This is a genomic window from Dyadobacter sp. CY326 (assembly GCF_021390515.1).
GTDB lineage: Bacteria > Bacteroidota > Bacteroidia > Cytophagales > Spirosomataceae > Dyadobacter.
This window is the reverse complement of sequence record NZ_JAJUXI010000003.1, coordinates 362,067-388,262: the sequence shown is the minus strand read 5'-3', so window position 1 is coordinate 388,262 and position 26,196 is coordinate 362,067. Positions and strand designations below refer to the sequence as shown.

18 protein-coding genes are annotated in these 26,196 nt (G+C 46.5%); 9 read left to right on the top strand and 9 right to left on the bottom strand.

The window, feature by feature from the left end; genetic code table 11:
• The first annotated feature begins 22 nt into the window (after positions 1-22).
• The 4 genes from rluF to LZG73_RS05995 all read left to right on the top strand — a co-directional run bounded on the left by rluF (position 23) and on the right by LZG73_RS05995 (position 4,016).
• Complete coding sequence (gene rluF, locus LZG73_RS06010) at positions 23-805, top strand: 23S rRNA pseudouridine(2604) synthase RluF (RefSeq protein ID WP_233846883.1); 783 nt, start codon at positions 23-25, stop codon at positions 803-805.
• 12 nt (positions 806-817) lie between these two features.
• Entirely contained in the window at positions 818-2,065 is a 1,248-nt protein-coding gene (locus LZG73_RS06005; RefSeq protein WP_233846881.1) for a serine hydrolase, read from the top strand.
• Between the two features lie 11 nt (positions 2,066-2,076).
• A complete protein-coding gene (locus LZG73_RS06000; RefSeq protein ID WP_233846879.1) occupies positions 2,077-2,793 on the top strand; it encodes a hypothetical protein in 717 nt (238 codons plus the stop codon).
• A gap of 146 nt (positions 2,794-2,939) precedes the next feature.
• Entirely contained in the window at positions 2,940-4,016 is a 1,077-nt protein-coding gene (locus tag LZG73_RS05995) for an AI-2E family transporter (RefSeq protein ID WP_233846877.1), read from the top strand.
• 9 nt (positions 4,017-4,025) lie between these two features.
• Here LZG73_RS05995 and LZG73_RS05990 read toward each other — a convergent pair whose 3' ends face one another.
• The 3 genes from LZG73_RS05990 to LZG73_RS05980 all read right to left on the bottom strand — a co-directional run bounded on the left by LZG73_RS05990 (position 4,026) and on the right by LZG73_RS05980 (position 9,272).
• Positions 4,026-5,027: a bestrophin family protein gene (locus LZG73_RS05990; RefSeq protein ID WP_233846875.1), complete on the bottom strand. Its 1,002-nt coding sequence runs from the start codon at positions 5,025-5,027 to the stop codon at positions 4,026-4,028.
• Positions 5,028-5,156: 129 nt separating this feature from the next.
• Positions 5,157-7,292, bottom strand: coding sequence for a PQQ-binding-like beta-propeller repeat protein (locus tag LZG73_RS05985; RefSeq protein ID WP_233846873.1), 2,136 nt, complete (start codon positions 7,290-7,292; stop codon positions 5,157-5,159).
• Between the two features lie 24 nt (positions 7,293-7,316).
• Positions 7,317-9,272: a sialate O-acetylesterase gene (locus LZG73_RS05980; protein ID WP_233846872.1), complete on the bottom strand. Its 1,956-nt coding sequence runs from the start codon at positions 9,270-9,272 to the stop codon at positions 7,317-7,319.
• 101 nt (positions 9,273-9,373) lie between these two features.
• On the opposite strand from LZG73_RS05980, the gene LZG73_RS05975 reads away from it, so the two are divergent.
• Complete coding sequence (locus tag LZG73_RS05975) at positions 9,374-10,276, top strand: glycosyltransferase (protein ID WP_233846871.1); 903 nt, start codon at positions 9,374-9,376, stop codon at positions 10,274-10,276.
• On the opposite strand, the gene LZG73_RS05970 is transcribed toward LZG73_RS05975, so the two are convergent.
• The 4 genes from LZG73_RS05970 to LZG73_RS05955 all read right to left on the bottom strand — a co-directional run bounded on the left by LZG73_RS05970 (position 10,267) and on the right by LZG73_RS05955 (position 15,000).
• Positions 10,267-11,079 (bottom strand): DUF5672 family protein, encoded by an 813-nt coding sequence (locus LZG73_RS05970; protein WP_233846870.1) that lies wholly within the window; start codon positions 11,077-11,079, stop codon positions 10,267-10,269. The genes LZG73_RS05975 and LZG73_RS05970 overlap by 10 nt on opposite strands.
• Positions 11,080-11,106: 27 nt before the next feature.
• Positions 11,107-12,063 carry a hypothetical protein gene (locus LZG73_RS05965; protein WP_233846869.1) on the bottom strand — a complete coding sequence of 319 codons (957 nt, stop codon included), beginning with the start codon at positions 12,061-12,063 and terminating at the stop codon, positions 11,107-11,109.
• Between the two features lie 17 nt (positions 12,064-12,080).
• On the bottom strand, positions 12,081-13,901 hold the full coding sequence (locus tag LZG73_RS05960; RefSeq protein WP_233846868.1) for an ABC transporter ATP-binding protein: 1,821 nt from the start codon (positions 13,899-13,901) through the stop codon (positions 12,081-12,083).
• 115 nt (positions 13,902-14,016) lie between these two features.
• Positions 14,017-15,000 (bottom strand): glycosyltransferase family 2 protein, encoded by a 984-nt coding sequence (locus tag LZG73_RS05955; RefSeq protein ID WP_233846867.1) that lies wholly within the window; start codon positions 14,998-15,000, stop codon positions 14,017-14,019.
• A 741-nt stretch (positions 15,001-15,741) separates the two neighbouring features.
• Between LZG73_RS05955 and LZG73_RS05950 the strand changes: the two genes are divergently transcribed.
• Positions 15,742-16,923 (top strand): putative sensor domain DACNV-containing protein, encoded by a 1,182-nt coding sequence (locus LZG73_RS05950; protein ID WP_233846866.1) that lies wholly within the window; start codon positions 15,742-15,744, stop codon positions 16,921-16,923.
• Between the two features lie 4 nt (positions 16,924-16,927).
• Here the strand turns inward: LZG73_RS05950 and dinB are convergent, their stop codons facing one another.
• Complete coding sequence (gene dinB, locus LZG73_RS05945; protein ID WP_233846865.1) at positions 16,928-18,037, bottom strand: DNA polymerase IV; 1,110 nt, start codon at positions 18,035-18,037, stop codon at positions 16,928-16,930.
• Between the two features lie 150 nt (positions 18,038-18,187).
• Here dinB and LZG73_RS05940 point away from each other — a divergent pair, with 150 nt between their 5' ends.
• Entirely contained in the window at positions 18,188-20,335 is a 2,148-nt protein-coding gene (locus LZG73_RS05940; protein ID WP_233846863.1) for a M43 family zinc metalloprotease, read from the top strand.
• Between the two features lie 66 nt (positions 20,336-20,401).
• Here LZG73_RS05940 and LZG73_RS05935 read toward each other — a convergent pair whose 3' ends face one another.
• Positions 20,402-20,797, bottom strand: a complete 396-nt coding sequence (locus LZG73_RS05935) for a hypothetical protein (RefSeq protein ID WP_233846861.1) — start codon at positions 20,795-20,797, stop codon at positions 20,402-20,404.
• 318 nt (positions 20,798-21,115) lie between these two features.
• Here LZG73_RS05935 and LZG73_RS05930 point away from each other — a divergent pair, with 318 nt between their 5' ends.
• The gene (locus tag LZG73_RS05930) at positions 21,116-24,574 is read left to right on the top strand and encodes a TonB-dependent receptor (RefSeq protein WP_233846859.1); all 3,459 of its coding nucleotides are present in this window, start codon (positions 21,116-21,118) and stop codon (positions 24,572-24,574) included.
• Positions 24,575-24,597: 23 nt separating this feature from the next.
• Positions 24,598-26,187 carry a RagB/SusD family nutrient uptake outer membrane protein gene (locus tag LZG73_RS05925; RefSeq protein WP_233846857.1) on the top strand — a complete coding sequence of 530 codons (1,590 nt, stop codon included), beginning with the start codon at positions 24,598-24,600 and terminating at the stop codon, positions 26,185-26,187.
• Positions 26,188-26,196: the final 9 nt, after the last annotated feature.

Sequence of the window (26,196 nt, the reverse complement as noted above, 5' to 3'; positions counted from 1 at the left end):
AGTAATTTGCTTTCAAATAATAATGCATTGCCGGCATTCAGCGGCCGGATTAACAACATCTATTTTGATCAGGATTAATAAATTTATAAGTGAAACGGGCTTCTGTTCCCGGCGTGAGGCAGATAAGCTCGTGGAGCAGGGACGCGTAATGTTGAATGGCAGAATCGCCGTTTTGGGCGACAAAGCAACAGCGGCTGAAGAGGTTAAGATTGACGGGAAATTGCTAAAAGTAAAGAAGGCGGCTGTTTACATTGCATTCAACAAGCCCGTGGGAATCACTTGCACGACGGAGCGCGACATTAAGGGCAACATCATCGATTACATTCGGCATCCGGAGCGGATTTTTCCAATCGGCAGGCTCGATAAGCCATCGGAAGGACTGATATTTCTGACGAGCGATGGCGACATTGTGAACAAGATATTGCGGGCCGGCAACAACCATGAGAAAGAATATGTGGTGACGGTTGACAAGATGATCACACCTGATTTTATTCTAAAAATGGCTTCCGGTGTGCCGATTTTAGGAACAGTAACCAAAAAGTGTTTTGTAAAAAAGGAGGCAAGCCACGTGTTTACCATCGTCTTGACGCAAGGCCTTAACCGGCAAATCCGCCGCATGTGCGAATATCTTGGTTATCATGTCACGAAACTGAAACGGGTGCGGATCATGAATGTCACGCTGGACAACCTGCCCACCGGGAAATGGCGCGATTTGACTGCGGCGGAAATGCAAACCATCAACGAGGCCGTTGCCACTTCGGTAAAAACAGAGGAAGGATCGTATTTGCCTGGCTGGGAGGAATAACATTAGATCGACATGATGATTCGTTTTTTTACTTATTTGCTTGTTGGTCTTTCACAGCTTTGCCAGGCGCAGCAACCTGACACATTATTGCTCGAAAGGTTGCTCCGAAGCAAACCTGAGCTGTTTTCGGGCATTCTGAACCATCCGACGAGGAATGAAGTCCAGATCCTTTACACGCAAATTGATAGGGATAAAAACAATGTTCCGCATTTCAAAAGTTACAGCTACAACCTGAATGACCTGCATTATTTTTTCCCCGCGAGCACGGTCAAACTGCCCACGGTAATTTTTGCGCTTGAAAAAATCAACGAGCTGAATGTGAAGGGACTGACAGCGAAAAGCACCATGCTGACAGGCGCTGCATTTGCCAAGCAAACCGCGGTGGAGAGGGACAGTTCTTCGGCAAGCGGGCTTCCGTCATTGGAACATTATATCAAGAAAATCCTGCTTGTCAGTGATAATGATGCTTATAACAGACTTTATGAATTCATCAGCCGGGCGGAAATCAATCAAAAGTTGAAGAAATACGGATTGACAACGAGCAGGATCTTGAATCGTTATGCGGTGAAGGACACCGAAGTCACCTCGCGGCACACGAATCCAATTTCATTTTATGAGCGCGACAGCCTCGTTTTTTATCAGCACGGAAAGTTTGACCCCGAAAACTATCCGCTTCCATTGACCAACACGCTGATGGGCAAGGCTTATCTGGACAGTTCTGACCGGTTCGTAGCAAAGCCATTTAATATGGCCAATAAGAATGCATTCAGCATTTCGGATCAGCAGGCGGTGATGAAAAAATTGCTTTTCCCGGAAGCGTTTCCAGTTAATGAGCGGTTCAATTTGAAGCCGGAAGATTACGAGCTCATTTACACTTACATGAGCAAATATCCGACTGAAAGCGATTTTCCAAAATATGATCCGAAAGACTTCTGGGATTTGTACGCAAAGTTCATTTTCTACGGCGCTGACAAGGAAACCAAGCCGAAACCGAACATCCGCATATTTAATAAATACGGCGATTCTTATGGCTTTATCATTGATAATGCGTTTGTTGTTGACTTTGAAAATAAAGTTGAGTTTATGCTGACCTCCGTGGTGCAATCCAATGAAGATGGCGTGTATAATGACGATAAATATGAATACAAGGAAGTTTGCTATCCGTTTATGAAAAATTTGGGCCAGCTGATTTATGAATATGAATTGGCGCGGAAGAAGGAATATCTGCCGGATTTGTCTAAATTTATCATGAAATATTAAAACAATGTGTTATGGGCCTCACGATGAAAACCTGGTTCGCAATTGCTGTTCTGATAATGTCGGGAAACTCGGCTTTTGCGCAAACGCGGGACGTTTACCGTGTGAAAACTGGCTCGGACGTGTCGAAAGTGATTCCTTTCAATGAGCGTTACCAGTTTGATAAATTTCAGGATGGACGGGTTCTATTCAGAAGCGGCAAGATTTCGAAGGCCAAAATGAATTATAGTCTGGTGCACGGCGAAGTGCTTTTTATCGATGCAAAAAAAGACACGCTTATCTTCAACGACAGTGAATTTATCTCCAAAATCTTCGTTGGCGACAGTCTTTACTATCATTTGAAAGGCCACGGGCACGTGCAGGCAATTGAAGATTTCGGCGGCACGAAGCTGGGCAGAAAGCAATTTTTGGTAAGGCTAGGCAAGGAAAAATATGCATCCTACGACCAATATTCTGCGACTTCCGCCATATCGAGTTATTCCTCTTTCATTAACCAAAACGGCAATTTCCAGGCTTTGGAGGGCAATGAGAAAGTGATCTTGCGGCGTAGAGCCATCTTCTTTTTGATTGATAAAAACGAGCGCGTCTTGATGGCAAGCCGGCCAAATCTGCTCCGGATTTATGCAAATAACAAAAAGCAGCTGAATGCCTATCTCAAAGACAATGCGATCAGCTTCGAGAAAGAAGAGGATCTGAAAAAAGCATTGGCTTTCGCCAGCAGCCTGGAATAAATTGTCGCCTCCCCGCATTCAATTGCTGAAAAACGTATACGCCATAGCGGAAACGGGGCAGAATCTTGCCTTATGCAGCTCCAAATCGTCTCAAAACCGTTTTGGAACGATTCTTTAACCCATCGAGCATTAAAACCACCATCTCTATGAAGGAAGACGTAACCAAATTTTTAAGTTGGGTGTTGTTATTGATCGCAATCCCTGCCGGACTCTATTTTGGCAAAACATTTCTAGCGCCATTTGCCATTGGCGTGGTCCTTGCGATGATGCTGATCCCGATTATGGATTGGTTAATGTCAAAAAAATTATCAAAAGGTTTGGCCGTCGCGGGCAGCACATTGGTGTTGCTCTTATTCCTGGTTTTCCTCGGCGGATTGCTTACGATCCAGGCCAAAATGATCTCGAACGACTGGCCCGAAATTGAGAAAACGACCTCAAAATACTTGAAAGAAGCGCAGGGTTTTATTCAGGAAAAGTCTGGGCTGGACCCCAAAGCACAAATTGACCGGGCGAAAACAATGCTTTCCAAGCTGGGAAGTGGCGGTTCGGCTGCGCTTGGCTCGGTGGGGTCGACAATCGCAAATGTTATTTTGATTATCGTCTATGTCGTGCTGCTCTTGTCTCAGCGTGAGCGCTTTAAGGAATTTATCTTACTCAATTTTCCAAAAGAGGATCACCTGCGCGTTCGGAAAGCTCTGAAGGAAATCCGCAAAACATCGGGCGGCTATTTTTATGGCATGCTCAAAGCAATGATCATTCTTGCGATCTTATATGGCATCGGTTTTACAATTGGCGGCATCAAATATGCGTTCTTGCTCGCGCTGATTGCGGCTGTTTTTTCATTCATTCCGTATGTCGGCAATGCGATCGGAGGCGGACTTGCTGCACTTTTGGCATTGGTTTCAGGCGGCCCGTCGAGCGTGCTGGTCGTGCTGATTGTGATGACGGCCGCACAGATGATCGATAATTACATTACGCAACCTTATGTTGTCGGTAAAGAAGTGGATTTGAATCCGTTCATGACCATCACGTCTGTGGTTGCCTTCGGTGTGTTATGGGGCGTTGCCGGCGCAATCATTGCCATTCCAATTACGGGAATCATCCGCGTTACTTTTCAATATTTGCCCAACACAAAATCTCTTGCTTTCTTAATGGGCAATGAGAAACCTGTGATGGATCTGGAAAGTGTGAAACAGCAGGTTGACGAGCGCAACAGCGCATAAGTCAGCGCGTTACATTAAAATGTTATTGACTGGCGTAATTGCCGCAGGAATGTTCTCTTCATCGAGCATTTCGCGCAAATCGATTTCAATGGTGCGGCAAATCGCGGTCATTGGAACGTCGTTGATGGCGTTTTCGAAAGGGTTTTCGCTCGTGTCGCCGACGATTTCCATGGTGTTAAAAACCCAGCCAATGATCATGTAACTCGGCACGGCAAGCCACATCATGTCTGTGCCAAGTTTTGCGAACTCATTGACCAGCCCAAATGGCAGAACCAGAATAAACAGCCATACAAACACCTTACTGAAATAAGCATATTGTCGCGGAAATGGGAAATTCTTGATCCTTTCGGCAGCGCCTTGCTGGTTATAAAATTCTTGTACAACGCTCATCATTTGAACGTAGAACCGCTCGTTAATCGCCCCTTTGCGAAATGCATCGTCCAATTGCTTGGCCTGGATTTTCATGATATGCGTTGCCGGATTTTTTTTCGACAAAACATATTGCGTTTCTTCCGCTCGCATGAACTGACTTGTTGCATGCAGCAGTGGCGATTCGTGGTGCTCAACCTGATCCTTCACAATGTTGTGAGCAGTGGAAGTCGTGTCATTCCAGGCGCTTTTAGACCTTAGCTGAATCCTGATTGCATTAATGTACGCGATTTGGCGGTGAATCAGCTGGCTGCGGACTTCACTGTGATTGAAATCCGGATCGTCGGGAAGTGGCTGAATGTAAGTGATGGTGTATGTGCCCCAGGTGCGGCTCGCGTTGACGATTGCGCCCCAGATGCGCCTTGCTTCCCAAAGCCTTTCATAGGACGAATTGTTTTTAAAACCCACATAAAATGCCACAGCGGTGCCGATCAAGCCAATGGGCACGAATGAAATGCCGAGGATAATGCCGGAATAATAGCTGATCAGACAAAGGATCGAGGCATAGACAAAAAAGAAAAGAATCGTTTTCCATGCGAATGAAAAGATGATTCCGAATTTAATTTCGCGCGCGGTATACATGCAGGAATTGCGACAGATGAGGTTTAACGAATACTAATATTTCACTTTACATGGCAATCCCGGCATATGTTTGCGTGAAGCAGCAATTTTTACCAATAAAACTGCCGAAACTGAATGTGGAAATGCTGCTTATTCCAACGCGAAGGCTACATATTGATTTCCTTTCTTGGTCCCAAGCTTGGTTCCACCGCAGGCGATTACAACATATTGCTTGCCATTGACCGCATAAGTTGAAGGCGTCGCAAATCCGGCCGCCGGAAGCATTGTTTCCCACAATAGTTTGCCATTCTTTTTATCAAAAACCCTGAACTTGCCATCCTTAGTTGCTGCAATGAAGAGCAAACCGCTCGCTGTGACCACCGGACCGCCGTAGTTTTCGGTTCCCGTCGTCGGAACGCCCTTTTGTTTAAGCGATTCAACTTCTCCGAATGGGATTTTCCACAAATATTCACCCGTATTGAGGTCAATGGCATTAAGCGTTCCCCAGGGCGGTGATATGGCAGGAAGGCCATTGGCGTCCAGGAATTTGTTGTAACCTGTGCTTTGATAAGGCAAATAGGTCTTTTTGGAAGCTGTCGTTTTGGAAACGGCTTCGACTTTTTCATCATTAAACAAGAACGAAACCAATGATTGTTTTTCATCCGCCGTCAGCATAGTGAAGCCCGGCATCATGCCTTTTCCGGACGTGATTATCTGTGTTACAAAAGTGCGGTCGCGGCGTGTACCAATGTCCACCAGGGAAGGATAACCGCTTTTTGCATTGCCTTTGCGTTGCGGGCCGTGACAAGTTACACAGTAAGTTGTGTACACTTTTTCTCCCGGACTCAATGCCGAGAGCTCGCTGGCCTTTGGCGTGTCTTTCATTGTTAAGATCCAGGGCATTTCATTGCTATTGACATACAAAATGCCTTCCTGCGGATCGGCAGCAGCGCCGCCCCATTCCGCACCGCCATCAAAGCCGGGCAAAATCACCGTGCCTTCCTTACTTGGCGCAGCAAACATTGCTTTTTGATAAGTTTTGAACTTGATAACGAGCGAGTCGTGGTCCGGCGCGTGGGTGCTGATGTCGTTTTCGGTCAATGTATGCGCTTGTCGTGCGTAAGGCGCTGGTTTTGTCGGAATTGGCTGCGTTGGCCATGGAAATTCGCCCGGCAACGCTGTTTGCGGTGCGCTGACCTCTTTGATTGGAAATAATGGCTTCCCCGTAATGCGATCAAAAACAAACACATAACCCTGCTTGCTAACCTGCGCAACGGCATCAATTTTTTTTGGCTTTCCGTCTGGCCCTTTCTGGGTCACGGTGATCAGGTTGGGAGGGGCGGGGAGGTCGCGGTCCCACATGTCGTGGTGCATGGTTTGATAATGCCAAAGCCGCTTTCCTGTGCGCACATCCAGCGCGAGCAGGCAGTTTGCAAAAAGGTTTGCGCCTTTTCTTTTTCCGCCATAAAAATCGTAGCCCGCAGATCCGGTCGGAACATACAAAATGCCTCGTTTGCGATCAATCGAGGTGCCGGACCAGTTATTTGCTGCTCCGGTGAATGTGTTTTTGTAAGCATCCGGCGGAAATGTTTCGTAACCGAATTCACCCGGATAAGGGATTGTATGGAATGTCCAAACCAGTTTTCCCGTCTTCACATTGAATGCCCTGAGGTCGCCGGGTGCCGCGTCAGAATCCTCAGATAAGCGAACGGGCATGATGATCAGATCTTCAAAAATCGTCCCTGGTGTGTTAGAAACCAAGTATTTATCTTTCGCAACTTCCGGAAGGCCGGTTCTGAGGTCGATTTTTCCGTTTTCGCCAAAACTTTCAATCGGTTTTCCCGTTTTCGCGTCCAGCGCGTACAAATATGCGCCCATTGAATGCATAATGCGCTTGTCATCACCATCGCTCCAATAAGTAAGTCCGCGACTGGTGTTTGACCCGTTTTTTGATTTATCACCAAAAATCCAGATCTGCTTTCCTGTTGCAGCGTCCAATGCGAATGCCTGAACCGTGTTGGTTACGCCGTATAAAACGCCCTCGACAATGATCGGATTAACCTGTGTTTGACCTGAATCCGGCATGGAATATGTCCACGCAACTTTTAGTTTATTGACATTTTCGTGGTTGATCTGTGTTAATGGCGAATAATGGTTGCGGTCGGGGCCGCCCAGATATTCGGGCCATTCGGTGTCTTCGGCAGGTTTTATTTCAAAATCTTGCTGTTGCAAAGCGGCCAGAAAAATGGCAGATGCGGCAACGAGGATAGAGAGTGGCTTTAACATATAGTGAATGAAAGGAAGTGCTGTTTACTCAAATTTGGTATTAACCGTAATGCCCGGCCAGTCGTCGGTCCGGAACGCGCTGGCTGGAAATCCGTCCGTGCTGTAAAGGTTTGCCTCTGCCGGAGCGTCAGTCCAGGCATAACGAACGGCCACCGGCTTGCCAACTTTCGGGTGTGAAATCTCGACCGTGTTTCCTTTGATCTCTGCTTTGGCAAAATAAAATTTCTTGTCATCGCCAGCAATCTCAAAGCCTTTGAGATAACCATAACGATCTTTCACCATTAACCCATTCTCAGCATGTTTGAAGGAAACAATGGCTTTCCCGTCCTGAAACTGGACTTTATCATACAATGGAGAAGCGTAGGGAATGTTTTGGCCATAATCATTTTTCAGAGCCTGGGTTGCGAGCCTATGCGCCACATCCTGCTTGTTGGTCGGGTGAATGTTGTCTGGATTGCCGACGTCGGTGCTGACGGCCATGCCGGTTTTGGGCAGGCTAAGCGTCATGTTCTGCGCTTCGCGCAACTCAGCCCATCCGCTGCCCTTATTGCTGTCATCATCGCCTCCAAAGCTGGAAAGCTGCACCCAGTAAAATGAAAATTCATCATTCCAAGCCTTGCGCCAGTCGTTGATCATCAGCGGAAAAGCCTTGCGATATTGATAAGCACGACCTGCATTGGACTCGCCCTGATACCAAAGTGTTCCGCGAATGGCGAAGGGAATCAGCGGGACGATCATTGCGTTGTAAATGCTTGTCCCAACATTGTTCATCAAATGCGCATATTCATGTTTGGAAGAAAAAGCGGGCATTAGCAGCCAGTCTTTCGCCAAGCTGATCTTCGTCGTTCCGGCCTCCACAAACAGATCATTGGCGTTGCCCATCATGCCGGGTCCAAACCACGGCGTGCCCACCATAACGCCATGCGCGATCACCAGTTGGTTTTTGCCTTCTTTCCAGGAGTTGGCGGGCACTTTAATCTTGCGAACACCTTTTGAGGACGTTTCGTCAATCAGTTTGCCATTAATGTAAATCTGGTTAGGACTGTCATTTTCGGCCAGTGACAATGTCGTTTCTTTGCCAACCAATTCAGCGGGAATCATGACTTCTTTGGCCATGAAAGCGTTTCCGCGATAACCCATCACACCTTTCCAGTCCCATTGTCCCACGGGATCAGCCGCTTTGAGCCATGTTGAAAAGTCTGCATTGCCGCTGGTGTATTTCTTTTCATCCTCGGCCGTCGGTGTGTAATTGTCGGCTTTAAAGAGTGTTTTCCGAAGTTTTGCGTCCATCATTACGTCAGCTTCCTGCCAAGTTTTAGGCAAGTTTTCTGCGTAATTTTTGAGTTCCGGCTCGGTTAGCATGGCTTCCTTGCTGATCCAGCCTTCCACTTGCGAGCCGCCCCAGGATGAATGCAGAATGCCGACGGGAATGTTTAATTTTTGATATAATTCGCGTGCAAAAAAGAATCCGATTGCAGAGAACTTGCCCACCTTTTCTTCGGAAGCAACTTGCCAATCGCCCTCTTTCAAATCGGTTTCCGGTTGTAATGTTACATTGTGTTTCACTTCAAAATGCCGGATCTGCGGAAAGTTTGCATTCTTCTTTTCAATGTCGTAATCCTTTGCCTGCGCCACGCTCCATTCCATATTGGATTGCCCCGAGCAGAGCCAGACCTCTCCGATAAGCACATCATTAACAGTAAGTTGACCCGATTTTGCGGCCACTTTAAGCACATGCGGACCGCCTGCCTCCATCGCATTGAAGCGCACCGACCATTTGCCTGACGCATCTGCTTTGCCTTGAACGGTTTGTGAACCCAGCGTTACATTGACTTTTTCGCCTGCTTTGGCCCAGCCCCAAACTGGAATCGGCTTTTGTCGTTGCAAAACGACGTGATCGGAGAATAATCTGGCGAATTTTACTTGTGCAAATAGGGAGGTGTGAGCGAAGAAAAAAAGAACTATAACAAAGCGTTTCATGAAGTCAAAAAAGTTAATAACGCCTATAAAATGCCGCCGGGGTGTAGTTTCTACTTAAAGCGTTATTTTTGCAAGTGCCCGCCGAGAATTAATTGCTTCCTATGATCTCCATTATTATTTGTTCCGCCAACCCGCAGGATTTGCTTTTGGTCAAAGAAAACATTGCGCAGACCATTGGGGTTGCTTATGAGATTATTGCTTTTGATAACAGCCAGGCCAGCAAGGGGATTTGTGAGCTTTACAACCAAGGCGCCCGCGAGGCGAAGTTTGATCTGCTTTGTTTCATGCACGAGGACATCGAAATGAAAACTGCTGATTGGGGTAAACAAGTAATCGGAACATTCGCTTCAAATCCTACGCTGGGATTGCTGGGCGTTGCCGGCGGCGGATATAAATCTGTGGTTCCGTCGAGCTGGTATAATGCTGATCTCGAAGTGAATGGTGCGTTTTATTGTAATTTGATTCAAGGGTTCAAATATTCGGGAAGAGAGGCTTTTTGGGATTATCGCAATCCGAAGAATGAAAAAGTTTCCTACGTCGCAAGCATTGACGGTTGCTGGATGGTAACGCATAAAAATATTGCTTTGGAGAAGCCTTTTGACCAAAATCTTCTGCAACATTTCCATGCTTATGACATTGATTTTTCACTGTCCGTCGGTCGGGATTATGACGTTGCAGTCACTTATGAAGTGCTTTTAAGCCACTTTTCCGAGGGGGATTTCAGCGAGAAATGGGAAGAGGAAATTTTGAAAGTGCACCAGAAATGGAGCCACATTCTGCCGGTCAATGTTGATGGCTTGGATGAGCAAACATTGCTCCGTTATGAGCGGCGCGCATTTAAAAGGTTTTTCGAAAAACAGCTTGAAAAAGGCAGATCTTACGGTTATCTAATGAAAATTTGCTGGAACGCACGCCATTCACGCATATTCAAAAATCTGAAATGGTATAAAATGTTTGTCGACCTGCGGCGGGTTGCGACATTGCGTCGTAAAGCTCACAACTGATATCCCATATCCAGCAAATAGGGCTTCCAAAACGCCAGATTATCATCCCGATCCCACGCATGACAGCCGAACGGCAGGCCTTTGTTGAATCGGACTCCGCGTTCCGGATTATTTTCGATGGAAAATTTGTAAGCAGTTTTAAATGCAGGAATGCGCAGCTTGCTGAATTTCCGGTTTACCTCAATGCTCCAAAAAACATCCTCATGAAACTGGTGCTCGTGCCGCTGGTGATATTCCTGGATCTTATCCTGCATGGTTGAGGCAAGTTGGAAGAATTTCTTGACCCGGCGCAGCGAAAAACCGCCATTACCAACCACATTGTCGAATTGCCGCTGCGTGGGCAGGCCATCTTCAATTGTATTTTTCCACATGTGATACAATGTGATCGTCCTTGTTTTAAAAGCCTTGATAAAGTCAGGCTCTTCGAGGCGTTTGGGCCAGGGCGCGCCAATATAATCGTAGCCGCTGCTGCACCACTTTATAAGCTCGTCTTTGAAAACAAATGCGTCCAGCTGATGGATGAGGATGAATTCGTAATCAAGAAATGTCTGGTAAAATTCCGGACTGAGCATTAACCGGTTATAACCCTGCACACCATTGAAAAACTGCGGATCAAAACTGACCGCATCTGTGAAAATATTGTCGTCTCCAAGCTCGGACAAATCAAGCGTGTCCGGCTTAATGGCGATAATTGGATGGTTTGAAAGGATTTTCCTGCATTGCCGAAGCGATATTTTTTCGTAGTCCGAAAGCTGCGTTTTGTAAACGGGAACAACAACAGCAACTTTTTTGGTGCTACTCATTTTGGTCAATGTCAGGGTGTGAGAATGTTAAGCGTTTGTTTTGCGGCTGTCCAGCATTTGGACCAATGATTCCAGGTGTTCCTGGAAGAAAAAGTCATAACCGTCTTCTCCTTCGGGAACCACATTGATCACATCAAAAGATGTTTCCAAAATGCGCGGAACTTTCAAACCTTCGGCGATAGAAAACGGAAACGACTGGTTGCCAATGAAAAACTTAGCACCTTTAATAATCCGTGCCATCTGCATAAAGTCATCAACCTGAACCCATTGAATGCTCGGAACAACCTTTTTGATGTCGTTATATTCGCTTTCGACGCCGATGAAGACAATGTTCGGATAATTATTCAGAAACTTGTAGTTGACCGTATAATTGCGGTAACGCTCGCTGCGTGCCATCACGATCGTGTCCGCATATGCAGTGTCAGGCTCGACTTCCAGCCAGGATTTGTATAAAATCGGGTTAACGCCTGTGAGGTAACTGCACCAGCGCGCAATGTTTCCTTTGTCGAGCGGAATGCCGCCAGCGCGGAAATAATCGAGATCAATGTCAATGAGCTGATCTGTATGCACTTCCACGAGATCAATGTATGGCTGCGGTTTCAGGAGCGTAATGAGCATGTCGGCCATGCGTTGGTTGAGCATCACGTTGCCCAGCGGGTGCGTGTTGTAACCCGAAAGAATCAATGGCTGCCCGAGTCTGAGATATAATTCGATGCGCACATTGGTCATTTTTCGGATCGCATCAATGGTCGGCAATGCGTAAATAATATCGCCTGCATTGCCACTGTGGCTTAGCCTGATGCATCCTTTTTGGGCAGCGTATTCCTTTATTTTGGCAGGACTGGTAAGTTTGTCGGCGTCGTTGATAAAATTGGCAAACGCCAATTGCTTCTGGTTTTTCAACTCCCATTTGTATTGCTTATAGCGGATTTTGTCCGTGTGTTTAAGCCAGAGTCTCGAAGCCAGATTTCTCTTTTTGAACATAATAACTTTAATTAAATCTAATCATTGAAGGTCTGCATATCGATCAGCCTTTTATACAGGCCGTCGTGTGCAATGAGCTCAGAATGGTTGCCTTGCTCAACAATTTCACCCTCTTCCAAAACCACGATCATATCGGCTTTCTGGATCGTGCTCAGCCTGTGGGCGATAACCAGTGACGTTCTGTTTTGCATCAAATTATTCAATGCTTCCTGCACCAGCTTTTCCGACTCTGTGTCCAATGCAGACGTTGCTTCATCCAAAAGCATGATCGGCGGATTTTTCAAAACGGCCCTGGCGATGCATATGCGTTGTTTTTGCCCGCCCGAAAGCTTCATTCCGCGGTCTCCAATGTTGCTTTGGTAACCGTTTTCCGTATCCATAATAAAGTAATGCGCGTTCGCAACGCGTGCTGCGGCTTCTACTTGTTCAGGCGTGGCCGTATGATTTCCAAAAGCGATGTTGTTATAGATGGTGTCATTGAAAAGCATTGATTCCTGGTTAACTACCCCGAACAAGGCCCACAAAGATTCCATTTTGACCTGCTTCACATCCAGATTGTCAATGGAAACGGAGCCTTCCTTGGCATCAATGAAGCGCGGCAGCAAGTCCATCATTGTTGATTTTCCGCCACCGGACGGACCGACGAGCGCAACTGTTTTTCCTTTGGGAATGGTGAGGTTGATGGATTTGAGGACGGGACGGGATTGATAGGCGAATGAGACATTGGTCAATTTCAGCGAGTCATTGAATTCCTTGACATCAACGGCGTTAGGCGCATCCTGGATCTCCGGTTTTTCATCAATTAATTCCAAAACCCTTTCACCCGCAGCGATCCCGGCGTGAATGGTGCTGAAAGAATCCGTTAACGCCTTGGCAGGACGCATTACTTGCGAGAAGAGCGCAATGTAAGCGACAAATTTCGAGACGCTCAGATCGGACTGGTTGTCCAGAATCAGGGAACCTCCATAAAGGACGATAATCGCAACCATTGTAACGCCGAGGAACTCAGAAACGGGACCGCTCAACTGCTGGCGCCGCGCCATTTTGCGCCCAAGCTCTGAATAACGAATGTTTTCCTGGTGAAATTTCTCCTTAATATCCTCCGTCGCGTTGAATGCCTTAATGATCTTGATGCCGGAAAGCGCCTCATCTAGATAACTGATCATTAAACCAAAAAGATGCTGCGCCAAAGTCGCCTGCTCTTTTAGTCTTTTTACAATTTTGGAAATAATAAATGCGGAAATGGGAATAACCAGGATGGCGAAGAATGTAAGCTTGGCAGAAGTGGCAAAAAGCATGAAAACGTAAGCCAGCAATTGCAAGGGTTCTTTAAACACAACCTGCAATGTTCCGGTCACCGAAAACTGCACCACTTGCACGTCAGAGGCGATTTTGGAAATAATGTCGCCCTTGCGCTGGTTGCTGAAATAGCCTGCATGGAGGTTCATAACGTTGTTGAAAACCGTTTTGCGTAGATTTAACAGTGTATGAATCCGCAGGTTTTCCATCACCCGCTGGGAAAAATATTTGAAAATATTGGAAAGCAAAATGGAGGTGACAATAACGGCGCAAACGATTTGCAAAGCGCCATGCGGGCCATAAGTGTTGTTTGCTTGCTGCGCGTAATAGTTGAGCAAGCCCGTCACATCCCAAACATCCGGTTTTTGTATGATTTCAGCCCCGTCCTTATTGTTGTTGAAAAGGGTGCTCATCAGGGGAGCGAGCAATGCTAAATTCAGTGTGTTGAATATGACCCCCAGGACTGTGAATATAATGTAGGGAACTGCAAATCGGGAAATGGGCTGGGCAAAAGATAATAATCGGAAGTATGTTTTCATTTATATGGAAAATGGCACATTAGGATATGCCTGAAAGTAAAACAGCCGGAAATTGTGAAATTTCCGGTTGAGGGTGCAAATTAATGCTAATCGTTTGAAAAACGCAGACGGGGAATTATAATTTTACGACCTGCTTGTATTTCAACATCATTCGGATATTCTCGATGATATCGTTAATTCCAATGTTGGACTTGTGATTTTTCATCTGCGTTTTGAACGCCGTTTTCTTCACGGAAAGCTCATTCATGTTGCGCAGAAAATCGAGATAAGCCTGGGCTTTGTAGAATTGAAGCGTAATGATGCTGGGGAGCACATCGCTCAAAATAACCTGTAAGTGATAGAGATTGAGATCAATTCCGTGCAAATGCAGGTGATGCATATAATAACGGTTGCGGAAATAAATCCTTTTCACCGAATAATTGTCCTTGTGTCCTTTGGTGCTTGCTGAAACTTCGTGACGACAAACCGCATTGTGCTCGTAATAACATTTCCAACCCAATCTCCATGCACGGATCGACATTTCCTGATCTTCTCCGTAATAGGGATTGAACATTTCGTTGAAACCATTGATGGCTTTCAGCTTTCTTGTGTCCATTAATGCAATTGCACCTGACAAATAGAATGTTGGCGTAAGCGTGTCAGAATCTTTGAGATAGAAAAAATTGCTGGGCTTTATTTTACGTCCCAGAATCTTCGGAGAGCGTGCAGCATCGAGAATATTATCATCTTCCATGCCAATAATGCGGCCCATCACACCGAATGTATCTTCAAGCTCGAAATATTTATAAAGCTTTTCGAAATAACCTTCTTCCAGCGTAACGTCTGTGTTTAGCAGGAATATCAGGTCATTAGATGCTTTCTGGATGCCGAGGTTGCAAGTGTGTGAAAATCCTGAATTCTTTTCTTTCCGGATAATCGTAATTTCATCTCCATATTGCTGCTCCAGATAAGCTATAGAATCGTCGCTGGAAGCATCATCCACTACGATGATTTGAACCTTCGTTCCAAGCCCTTTCAGGATCTTGTAGTTGCTCTCAAAATATTTTTCGAACAAATGCTTTCCGTTGTAATTCGGAATCACTACCGAGATGCTTTTCATCAATCTTACAATTTAAAGTGTAGAGTATATTGTGTACCCGATAGTTGTCTGTTTTAAATCTATGTTTTTAGTCACGCCGTCACTTAACAATTATTGCACCAATATTTTGGATGACGGAAAATCCGTTTGCATCATTTATCAAGCGGCAATGCGATTTCAATTTTTATTAAACACAAAGAATCTGCTGGGGACGCATTGTCCTGCTTTCTGCGTTTAAGTGTTTAGGGAGCGAAGAGGGAATAGTAATGCGATATGCCTGCTGTAAAAAATTTTGTAATTAACCTGTTACGGCATTTTGTAAATACTTAATGTAATTATTATCATTTCCCGTATCTATACACGCAATATGAGCATTTTGATGCAGGCAAGATATGTTTTTTCCAAGATCATTCATTCAAACCGCTGTTTTATTTTCATGGCTGAAATATCACTTCTCTAATCTCAAGCTTCGATTTATACGACGTGCAAACTTTAAAAATGGTTGGAAACTGATTTCAAGAAATTGTAAAAAGAGCAAAACGTTTATTCTAAAAAATTTTGAAAGTGCTCATTATCACCGACAACTGTTTCACCATTGGGCCAAAAAAAGTTTGAGTATGTGAAAAAATATACGCAGTTCCGGAATTCCCAACTTTTTATAACTTCTCTTTGTTGCTATCTTAACTTCTCCGCCACTGTCCAGGCAGCTGGCTGCCAAGAGAACGACTAAATCTGCCAAAAAATTTTAAGTGCCTGTTCCCAATGATTCAGACCTTTGATTCCAACACCTTTGCCGGCGACACGGTTCCGGTGACCACATACAAAGCGGCGCGGGCCGTTGCAAGCCTTGTTGAAAGCCATTTTCAGCGTCATCATCAGCAGGTTAGCAGCCATTACGAACACGACCTAGCGCCTAAGCCGGACGCAAAAACCATTGAAACGATCATTGACACCACATTCTGGGCGAGCTTGCGCCGGGAGGAAGGCCGTTCACCCAAAGTTTCCATCGCATTTCTTCCGCCGGAATCTGCTGAGCATCCGCTCATTTTTAGTGAAACACTTTCTTTGACTTCGAATATTTTGACCAAGCTTGCGCCCGCTGTTGAGCGGTCGGGCATTCACCTGGGCGTCTGGATGGAAGGGGATGAGCTGCGGATATGGGGCACCACGCGCGTTATTCCGGGATTATGCTTTGTTTTGGAGGTCGTGGAGCCGGGCATGCTGGTGATCAAACACCGCCGCGTTGACGGTTTTGGCAAATTTGTCAATGTTGCGGTTTTAAAAGGCGATCAGGTTAAAATTGTGGATGAAAAAAGCGGAACGGCGCGCGATTGTCCTTCTGTGATCAATTCCATGATCGGCTTCGCTTCATCCAGTCTCTGGACCGATTCGCTGAATATTCTGGTGCAACTGGCGGTTTCCATGCGTGCACACGAGCGGGGAGGCATTTTGCTTGTTGTGCCCAATGGCAAGGAAGACTGGCGCAAGTCCATCATTCATCCGATCACTTATCACGTTCAGCCGGCCTTTTCCGAACTTGCCGAACTGAACCGCAGATACACCGCCGACCCAAATCCGATTGCCTGGCAGGGACAATTAAGCTCAGCCATCACCGGCCTCGCTGGATTAACTGCTGTTGATGGCGCCACGATCATTAATGACAATTACGAATTGCTTGCATTCGGAGCCAAGATCGGACGCGCTGCGGGTGGCCAGCCCGTAGAGGAAATGCTGGTAACGGAGCCCGTTATAGGGAATGAAGGTTTGGTGCTGCATCCGGTGCAGCAAGGCGGCACGCGGCATCTTTCGGCTGCGCAATTCGTGTTCGATCAGCGTGATGCCATTGCACTCGTGGCCTCTCAGGACGGGCGTTTTACCATATTTTCATGGTCGCCGTGCGAAGGCAAAGTGCAGGCGCACCGCGTGGATGCATTGTTGTTGTAACCGATCAATCATTGAATAATTCCAATTGAGCAGAGTCCCTGGATCTTCTTGGTCTAAACTCTTGCTCGCCAAAATTGGAAAGTGAAACACCCAGTAAGCGAACCGATTTTTCTTCCAGATCTACTTTTTCCAGCAATTGTTTCGCCGTTTCCAGGATTGTTTCCAAGTCTCCGACGGGTGTTGTAAAGGAGTGATTGCGCGTTATTTGCGTAAAATCGCTGTATTTGATTTTTAATGTGATCGTCCGGCCTTTCAATTGTTTCTTTTCCAAACGGTTGACAACAGTGATGCCGATTTTGTCAAGCTCCTTGTGCATTTCCTCAATTTCCGTCAGGTCGTACATGAATGTGTCTTCGGCGCCGAGCGACTTGGTTTCGCGGTGCGTTTCCACTTCACGGTTATCAATTCCCCTCACAATTTTGTAAAAGAAATGACCGGTTTTTCCAAAATGTCTGACCAGCTCATCCTCAGTTAGTTTTTTGAGATCAGCGCCGGTGAAAAGCTGCATCCGCTTCATTTTGTCAGCGGTTACTTTGCCGACACCAAAGAACTTTTCAACCGGCAACGCATTGATGAACGACTCCACTTTGGACGGTCCAATGAAAGTCAGCCCGTTCGGTTTGTTGATGTCGGAAGCGATTTTTGCAACGAATTTATTGATTGAAACGCCCGCAGAAGCTGTCAGATCCAGCTCCGTCTTGATCGCCGATTTGATCTGTTCCGCTATTTCCAATGCTGAACCAATTTGCAGCTTGTCTTCCGTAACATCCAGGAAAGCTTCGTCCAGCGAAAGCGGTTCAATGAGATCGGTGTAACGCGAGAAAATTTCCCGAATGTGATTGGAAACTGATTTGTAAACCTCAAACCTGGGACGGACAAAAATGATGTTTGGACACAATTGAATGGCCTTTCGTGATGACATTGCCGATCTTACGCCAAACTTTCTGGCCTCGTAACTCGCCGTCGCCACAACACCGCGGCCACTGGGTGAACCGCCCACAGCGAGCGGCTTGCCGCGATATTCAGGAAAATCGCGCTGCTCGACAGACGCATAGAATGCATCCATGTCAATATGGATTATCTTGCGCGTCGGCTTGGCAGCATTTTCGGACATTGTGCTCAGGGAATGATTTTAAGATAAAACAAATTAAATAATTAACAATTCGCATCACTTGCCGGTTTTTTTACGTAGTAAACTATAAAACGAGCATTTGTTCAACACCAACAAAATAATTTACTCAATCTTGTTCCCGCAATTCCACTAATGCGATATATTTTACCAAAAGTCAATTCTTTTATTGTCAGCTTCCTCATTTGCTTTTTAGTGATCTCCGGCATTCAGGTTTCCGCGCAGGATCGCTGCGGAACCATGGACCTGCTTAATCTGCGATTCAAGCAGCAACCAACGCTGAAAATCATGTTTGATCGGCGTGAGCAGCAGTTAAAGCAAGTGATTCGCCAGCGGAGTGCTTTGCCAAAATCATTGAAAACCAATGCTGCGGTCACCATTCCAGTCGTGTTTCACGTGGTGAGCAATAATCAGTCAGTGATCACCGAGGCGCAGATTATGGCGCAGCTGGACACCATCAACAAGGATTATGCAGGAATCAATAACAGCGCAAGCCGCGTTCCTGCGCATTTCAGATCATTATTTGGTCAATCCGGCATTCAATTTTGTCTGGCACAACGCACGCCCGATGAAAAACCTACAACCGGAATTGAACGCTATTCCACATCCCGCTCCACATTTGACTACACGAGTAACCTGGTGAAACACGCCGAAGTTGGCGGAGCCGATGCCTGGGACCCGTCTCGTTATCTGAACATCTGGATTTGTGATTTATCCGGCGGAACATTGGGTTATGCGACATTTCCCGATGACGGAACGCCTGACGAACAAGGCGTTGTGATTGATTTTGGAAGTTTGCCGGGCGGAATTGTGTCGGGTTATAATGCTGGAAAGACGCTAACGCATGAATTGGGGCATTATTTCAATTTATATCACATTTGGGGAGATGACAATGGTGCGTGCAGCGGAACGGATGAGGTGGACGACACGCCTAACCAGGGCAACAGTTCTAGCGCATGCCGGACCGGCATCGTGACCGACAATTGCACGACGACTTCGCCCGGGATCATGTATCAGAATTACATGGATTACACTTCAGATAACTGCCTGATTATGTTTACAAAAGGGCAAGTTGCGCGAATGGATGCGTCATTTAACCTTTCAAGAATGTCGCTCGCCAGTTCTGACGCCTGCACGCCTTTGAACCTGAAAAGCAAAGATGCTTCGCTTAAATCCATCACACGTCCGGATCAGCGGATATGCACGAACACGCTCACGCCGCAGGTTGTGCTTGTTAACCGGGGAAATGATGTACTTACTTCGGTGAATATTAATGCGGTGATCGACAATGGCACGGTGCAGACATTCCGGTGGACAGGTTCACTGGCAACATTTGCAGAAACGACCGTAAACTTGCCGGCGCTTACAACCGTCGAAGGCAATCACGTGCTGACCATTTACACTTCGAATCCGAACGGGATTGCCGACGAGGATTCTGGAAATGATGCATTGAGCCTATCCTTCATTTATTATGAACCGTTTGCCGCCCCGGTTATTGAAGGTTTTGAAAGCCTCTTCCCGCCGCAGGGCTGGGACATTGTTAATGAGGACAATGGCACCACATGGGAAAAGACGACAACCGCCGCAAAAACGGGAAGCGCGTCCGTCAAGATTTCCAATTTTGGCAACAAAGCCATTGGGCAGCAAGACTTCCTGAGATCGCCGACAGTTAACATTGCCAACACGGATTCAGCGTTTGTTTCGTTCCAGCTCGCGGCCGCAACTTACACGAATCCCACGACGCAAGGCAATGTGTGGGACACATTACAAGTTCTGATCAGCACCGATTGCGGGCAAACCTACACGAGTGTTTATAAGAAATGGGGTCCATCGCTGACAACCAGGAGCTCAGCCATTCGCACTGCCTTTACACCGACTGCAAACGAGTGGCGCAGCGAGCAGATCAACATCAGCAGTTTCATTAACCAGGGCGAAGTGCTGATTGCATTTCTGAACACCAATGGAAACGAGAACGACATTTATCTCGACGACATTAACATCAGGACGGTCACTGTTAATCCGAATCTGAAAGAAGCGGGATTCCTCGTGACGCCTAGTCCAACGAACGGACTGATTTCCGTGCAGTTTTACCCGCATCCGGAAGGATTGCAGTCGATTTCAATTTACAATGTTGCGGGAGAGAAAATGCTGGAACAGCGTATAACGGGTGAGGTAAGCAGCAATGTGTATGATTTTGACCTGACCAATTATGCCAGCGGGCTTTATATTGTGAAAGCGGAATTTGCTGACAGGGTGTTAACGAAAAAAGTTGTCAAGAATTAGGAGAGAAATAAATCGAAAAACCGGCTTAACGATTACAACTTGTAAGGTTAAGCCGGTTTTTTCTGTTTAATAAATTCGCTTTACGATAACCTTGCTGTTGGTCTGAGCGATGGCGAATTCCTTTGCGTTTTCATTTGGCGGAGAAATAAAAATTTGCTTTTTCTTCTTGCCATCCGTGCTGACCCAGTTTGCAGAATAAATTTCGGGCAAAGTCCCTGAATATATGGGGCGATTGTCGGCATACATAAAGACTTCTTCTTCTTCGTATGCAAGCTCCAAATCGCTCCCTTCAATTACGTCGCAGATAATTTTTAGTTTACCAAAGTCGTCATCCACTAAACCTTTGATCCTGGCTTTTCCGAAAAAAGGATCTTCCTCAAAATCCCAGCGGATATAATATTCGATTACGTTTCCTATCTGAGAATCAATATAATCGGCGGTTAGCAGTTGTTCCTGGCTCATGGTTGTAATTTGTTTCTTATACTCTTATTCACAATATAATTCTTAAACCCCGGGGTTGTGGGCATTTTGACAAATGTAATCTTAACATCATTGTTTCCAAAAATAATTACTTCCGGTTGCCAATTAATTTGGAAAATAAAAAATAACGTTCCAGTAGAACCGCACCGTTTTTTACGAAAGCAACTTACCTATGTATCGCCCGGTTAGTTTGCATTAAAAAGCTGTTTATAACCGATGGAAACTTAGCGGTATGATTTTTGTCGAAGGCTATACGTATTACTTCGGGACTACGTCCTCTCACTTAGCCAAATCATGAATATGCGAACAACTCAACGATCAGATGAGATGCAGCCTCGCGATTGCATGCTCGTTTTTCGGAAGGGCCGAATGCTGCTGCTGTTATGCTGTTTAACCATTACAAATGCCTTCGCGCAGCAGCCCGCGACCGATTCCACGAGAAGAGATTCCCTGCCAAAGCCTCCTCCGGGCGCTATGAAGCCAGCAACAGACACCCTCCCAAAACCCAGGTCAACAACCGACAGCGCAAGCAATGTCCCTGCGGTAAAGCCCACCCAGAACTTTAACCCATTAGTCAAGCCTGTGACGAAGCCGGATTCAACGGCTCCGCAGCAACCCGCCAAGCAAACAGCCACAAGACCTGATTCAAACAATGTCACACCAACAGCGCAGCCGTCAGCGGAACTGGGTGCTAATGCAAAAACGATTTCCGGGAAGGTTATCGATGACAAAGGCGTAGGACTTCCGGGTGTGAGCATTGTGGTAAAAGACGCAAAGATCGCAACCGAAACATCCGCGGAAGGCACATTTACAATGAAAATTCCTGCAACGGGCGCCGTGCTGGTTTTCAGCTTCATTGGTTTTACTTCGAAAGAAGTGCCCGTTGGAACGCAGGCGCAAATAAATGTGCGGCTCGTGCCGGAAGCCAAAGCATTGAACGAAGTTGTGGTGGTCGGTTATGGTGCGCAAAGCAAGCGTGATCTGGCGAGTTCCACGTCCCGCGTTTCTTCACAGGAATACAAATCTGCCGTCGTAAACACCATTGATCAGGCACTGCAAGGTCGGACAACGGGTGTTCAGATTGTCGAGTCCTCGGGTGAGCCTGGCGCTGCTTCGGTGGTGCGGATCAGGGGGAATAATTCACTGAGCGGAAACAATGAGCCTTTATATGTGATCGACGGATTCCCCATGCCGCCTTACCGGGAAGCTGGTGCCAATTTCACGGGCGCCTATTCACAAAACGGATTGTATGGGATTAATCCCAATGACATTGAAAGCATGGAAATCCTAAAAGACGCTTCCGCAACCGCGATTTATGGATCAAGAGGCGCAAATGGCGTTGTTTTGATCACTACAAAAACAGGCAAAAGAGGAGAGGGACGCGTTGAGCTTGTCAACAAAACGTCTTTTGGAACGATTTCCAATCCAATCAAAATGATGAATTCGCGGCAATATGCGGAGACGATCAATGAAAGCTATATCATCTCTGGCCGTAATGCGCCGTTTGAAAATCTGGATAGCGCGATGACCAACACGGACTGGGTTAAAGCGGTGACGCAGCCAAGTTTTCGAGAAGATGTCACTCTGAGTTTGTCAGGCGGAAGCCCGAAATCATCTTATTATATATCAGGAAATTATCTTAAAGAAAAAGGGACGATTATTAACTCCAATAACAACCGGGCAAGCCTGCGCATTAACCTGAACAATGAGATTAATGACTGGTATTCGGTGAAAGGTCAGGTTGCGGTGACGCGTCAGAAAAACAACCGTGCGGTTACGGCTTCGCGTGCCTGGCCCAATTCGGGCGGTTTAATGGACGGATTGCGCGCAGCGCCAACATTGGAAGTGGATTACCTGGGCAACAACAGCCTTGGAATCCCGAATTATCAGGGTTATTATTTTGCAAATCCTGTGAATGAGCTCATGGCCAAAACGGACATTACGCAAAATGATTACTCGATCCTGAACCTTGAAAATTATTTCAAACTGGTGGAAGGATTGCAACTCGTGGTGAGCCTCGGTGGAAACCAGAATCTGACGAGAAGAAACGTTTTCTTGCCGCCCTCTACAGCAGAAGGAAATCAGGTGAAAGGCCGTGGAAGCAACAACACTTCAAACACTTACAGTTACAATGTCAATGCTTACCTGCAATATGAGAAGACATTCAAGTTGGATCATTATTTAAACACAACGCTAGGTGTGGAATATAACGACCAGACTGTTGAATTCGTCAACACCAACTCTTCAGGCTTTGATGTGCCCTATTTTGGCGTTGATAACATTGGCAGCGCGCAGTCGCAGTCCATCGGGTCATATAAAGAAAAGCGCATTTTGCAGTCTGGATTTCTTCGTGCCAATTATTCATTCAAAAGCCGCTATGTCCTGAACACGTCCATCCGCATTGACGGAGCATCGCCATTTGCAGCAAATAGAAAATATGGTATTTTCCCATCGGTGGCGCTCGCTTGGAATTTGGAACAAGAGGAATTCATGAAAGGCGTTACGTTTGTTTCTAACACAAAGCTGCGCGCATCTTATGGTGAAACGGGAAGTCAGGCTATTGGTCCATATTCTTCTTTGTCACAATATGGCAGCGGTTTTTATGAAATGGGACCGGGCGGGAATGCAGGTGTAATCAACACCGGAATTTTCCCAAACACCATTGCCAACCCCAATTTATCCTGGGAGCGGACGCGCCAGTTTAATGCAGGAGCAGATTTCAATGCAGTAAATGATCGCCTCGTTTTCAGCTTCGATTATTACGACAAAGTGACTTCGGATTTGTTGCAGCCAAGAAAAGTCCCGACGCAATCGGGCGTAGGAACCATCATCGACAACTACGGAACCATGCGCAACCGTGGCGTCGAACTCAACATTCAGGCCAATATTGTCAAGAAACAGGATGTCACTTTCTCATCAAGAATCAACCTTTCGCGGAATGTGAACACGCTGGTGGACCTGGGCGACCGCACGCAACCTGACTATGTGAGCATTAACGGAAACTTGCTCGGCGGCGTTTCGGGCATTTTGACACCGGGCGAAGAAGTCGGTCGCTTTTTTGGCTATCGCGTGTCGGGTCTTACGCAAACAAATTCTTTTGACAGCAACGGGAATCCAACTTTTGCAACATTCGAAGGTCCGCGGCCTCCGGGGTCCAAGGGAACGCCACTTTATGGTGCGTGGATTTATGAAGACGTGAATGGTGATAACATTATCACTGACGATGATCGCGTTGTTTTAGGCAAATCAACACCCGATTTCACCTTCGGATGGAGCAATGATTTTACATGGAAGAACTTCGCCGTCAATGCATTGTTCACCGGATCAGTTGGAAATGATGTGCTGAATCTCACCAATTTTTATATCAACAATGGCGTCGTTGATTATGGTGGCGTTGGGTTCAATCAGTCGGAAGATTGGTATAAGAACCGTTACAGGGAAGGCAATGAGCATAACAATGTCAAATATCCCGGCATTCAGCGCGGCATTGCATCCGGCGATATTAACTCCACAATGCTGGAAGACGGCAGTTTTATGCGCTTGAAAATGTTAAGCCTTTCGTACACTTTCCCAAAATTAGGGCCGGTCAAAAATCCAAGATTATTTGTGACAGGAACCAACATCTGGACCTTGACCAATTACACAGGCTTTGATCCGGAAGTGAGTTCGTACGCACAGTCGCTGTTGCAACAAGGCATTGATTATGGTGCCTATCCGTCGCAACGTTCGTACACAATCGGCTTTTCCTGCAATTTCTAATTCCTGATCAACGCAACAAAAATATGGCATATCATACAAAAATATCCGCAATGCTGATGCTGACATTGGGCATTGTTTCCTGCAAAGACAATCTGGAAGAAACGCCGTTTTCGTCACTCAGCAAGGAAGTCGTTTTTAAAGACGAAGATGGCCTTAATCAGGCAACGATCGGGGTGTATCAAGCCTGGACGGCTCCTGACTTTACGGACATTAGTGCACGTTTTGTGCTGACCGAATCGGGCCATCGTTATGCAACTGCCGGGATTTTGGGCTCAGGCGCTGACCCTTATTATCGCTTTGGGCATGTTTCCACATCGGGTGCATTTGAAGCGGTTTGGTCAAGATTCTACAAAATCATTTTCAGGGCAAATGTGGTGATTGATAATGCGCCTCGCGCCGTTCCGGGGGAAGAGGAAGAGGCAGATCCTTACATTGCAGAAGCGCGATTTTTGAGAGCCTATGCTTATTTCAACCTCGTTCGCTTGTTTGGCGGCGTTCCGCTGATCCTCAAAGAGGTGAATTCTTTGGCTGATGAAGACATCATTTTCGCGCCCCGGGAAACCGATGCCGCCGTTTATGACGCCATCATTGCCGACCTGAATTTCGCCGAAGCCAACCTGCCCGACTCTCGCGGCGGAGCTGAACTCGGACGTGTTTCGGCAGGAACAGCCAAAGCAATGCTTGGAAAAGTGTATTTGACAATGGCCGGAAAGCCTTTGAACCGAACTGAAAATTATCAGAAAGCCGTTGACAAATTCGCCGAGCTGGTCGGTCCTGAGAACGAGGAAAAATTTGATTTTGAACTGCTGCCCAACTTTTCGGAAGTGTTTGCACTGGATAATGAGCGGAACCGGGAGATTGTGTTGTCGTTCGGTTATTTTGTCAATTCCTCCAATCCCAATGGTAACATCTTGCCTTTCAACCTGTTCCCATCGGGGCTGGTAAATGGGGATGAGCAAACCAATTACGGGTTGACTTATGATTTTTACAAATTATTTGAAAAATCAGACACGCGCAGGCCATTTACGCTGGTTGACCGATATGTTTTCAAAGGCGGCGCGAGAGCAGGAGCGGAGGAAGGCGACAGCATCATTTACAATCCGACGATTGGCAATTACATTATCAAGCGGACCAATGCGTCACTGGGTCATGACGATTTTAAATACGGCATTGCATTCGGCAAACTGGCGCGCGAGCCGCGTCCTGCCGGAGCCGCCGTGCAAGGTTATAGCGCCGATTTAATTGAAATGCGCTTTTCGGACGTCCTGCTCAGTTATGCAGAAGCTTTGGTAGAAACAGGAAAAACAGCCCAGGCACTGCCCGTTTTGAATCGTGTAAGAGCCCGTGCAAAAGCATCACCATCCAAAGCAACAACGGCCGCAGCACTTCGCACAGCCATTCGTTTGGAGCGGCGCTTGGAACTTACAGGCGAATTGACGACCGTTTTTGACATTCGGCGCTGGGGGACTTTGCAGCAGGAAATCGCGGCAATGAGCGAGGACCAGATCATTGATAATGTCCTCATCCCATATTCACCGCGTCTGGAATTATATCCGATCCCGCAATCGCAAATCGACGCCAATCCAAATTTGAAACAAAGCGAAGGCTGGTAGGCGATCCTT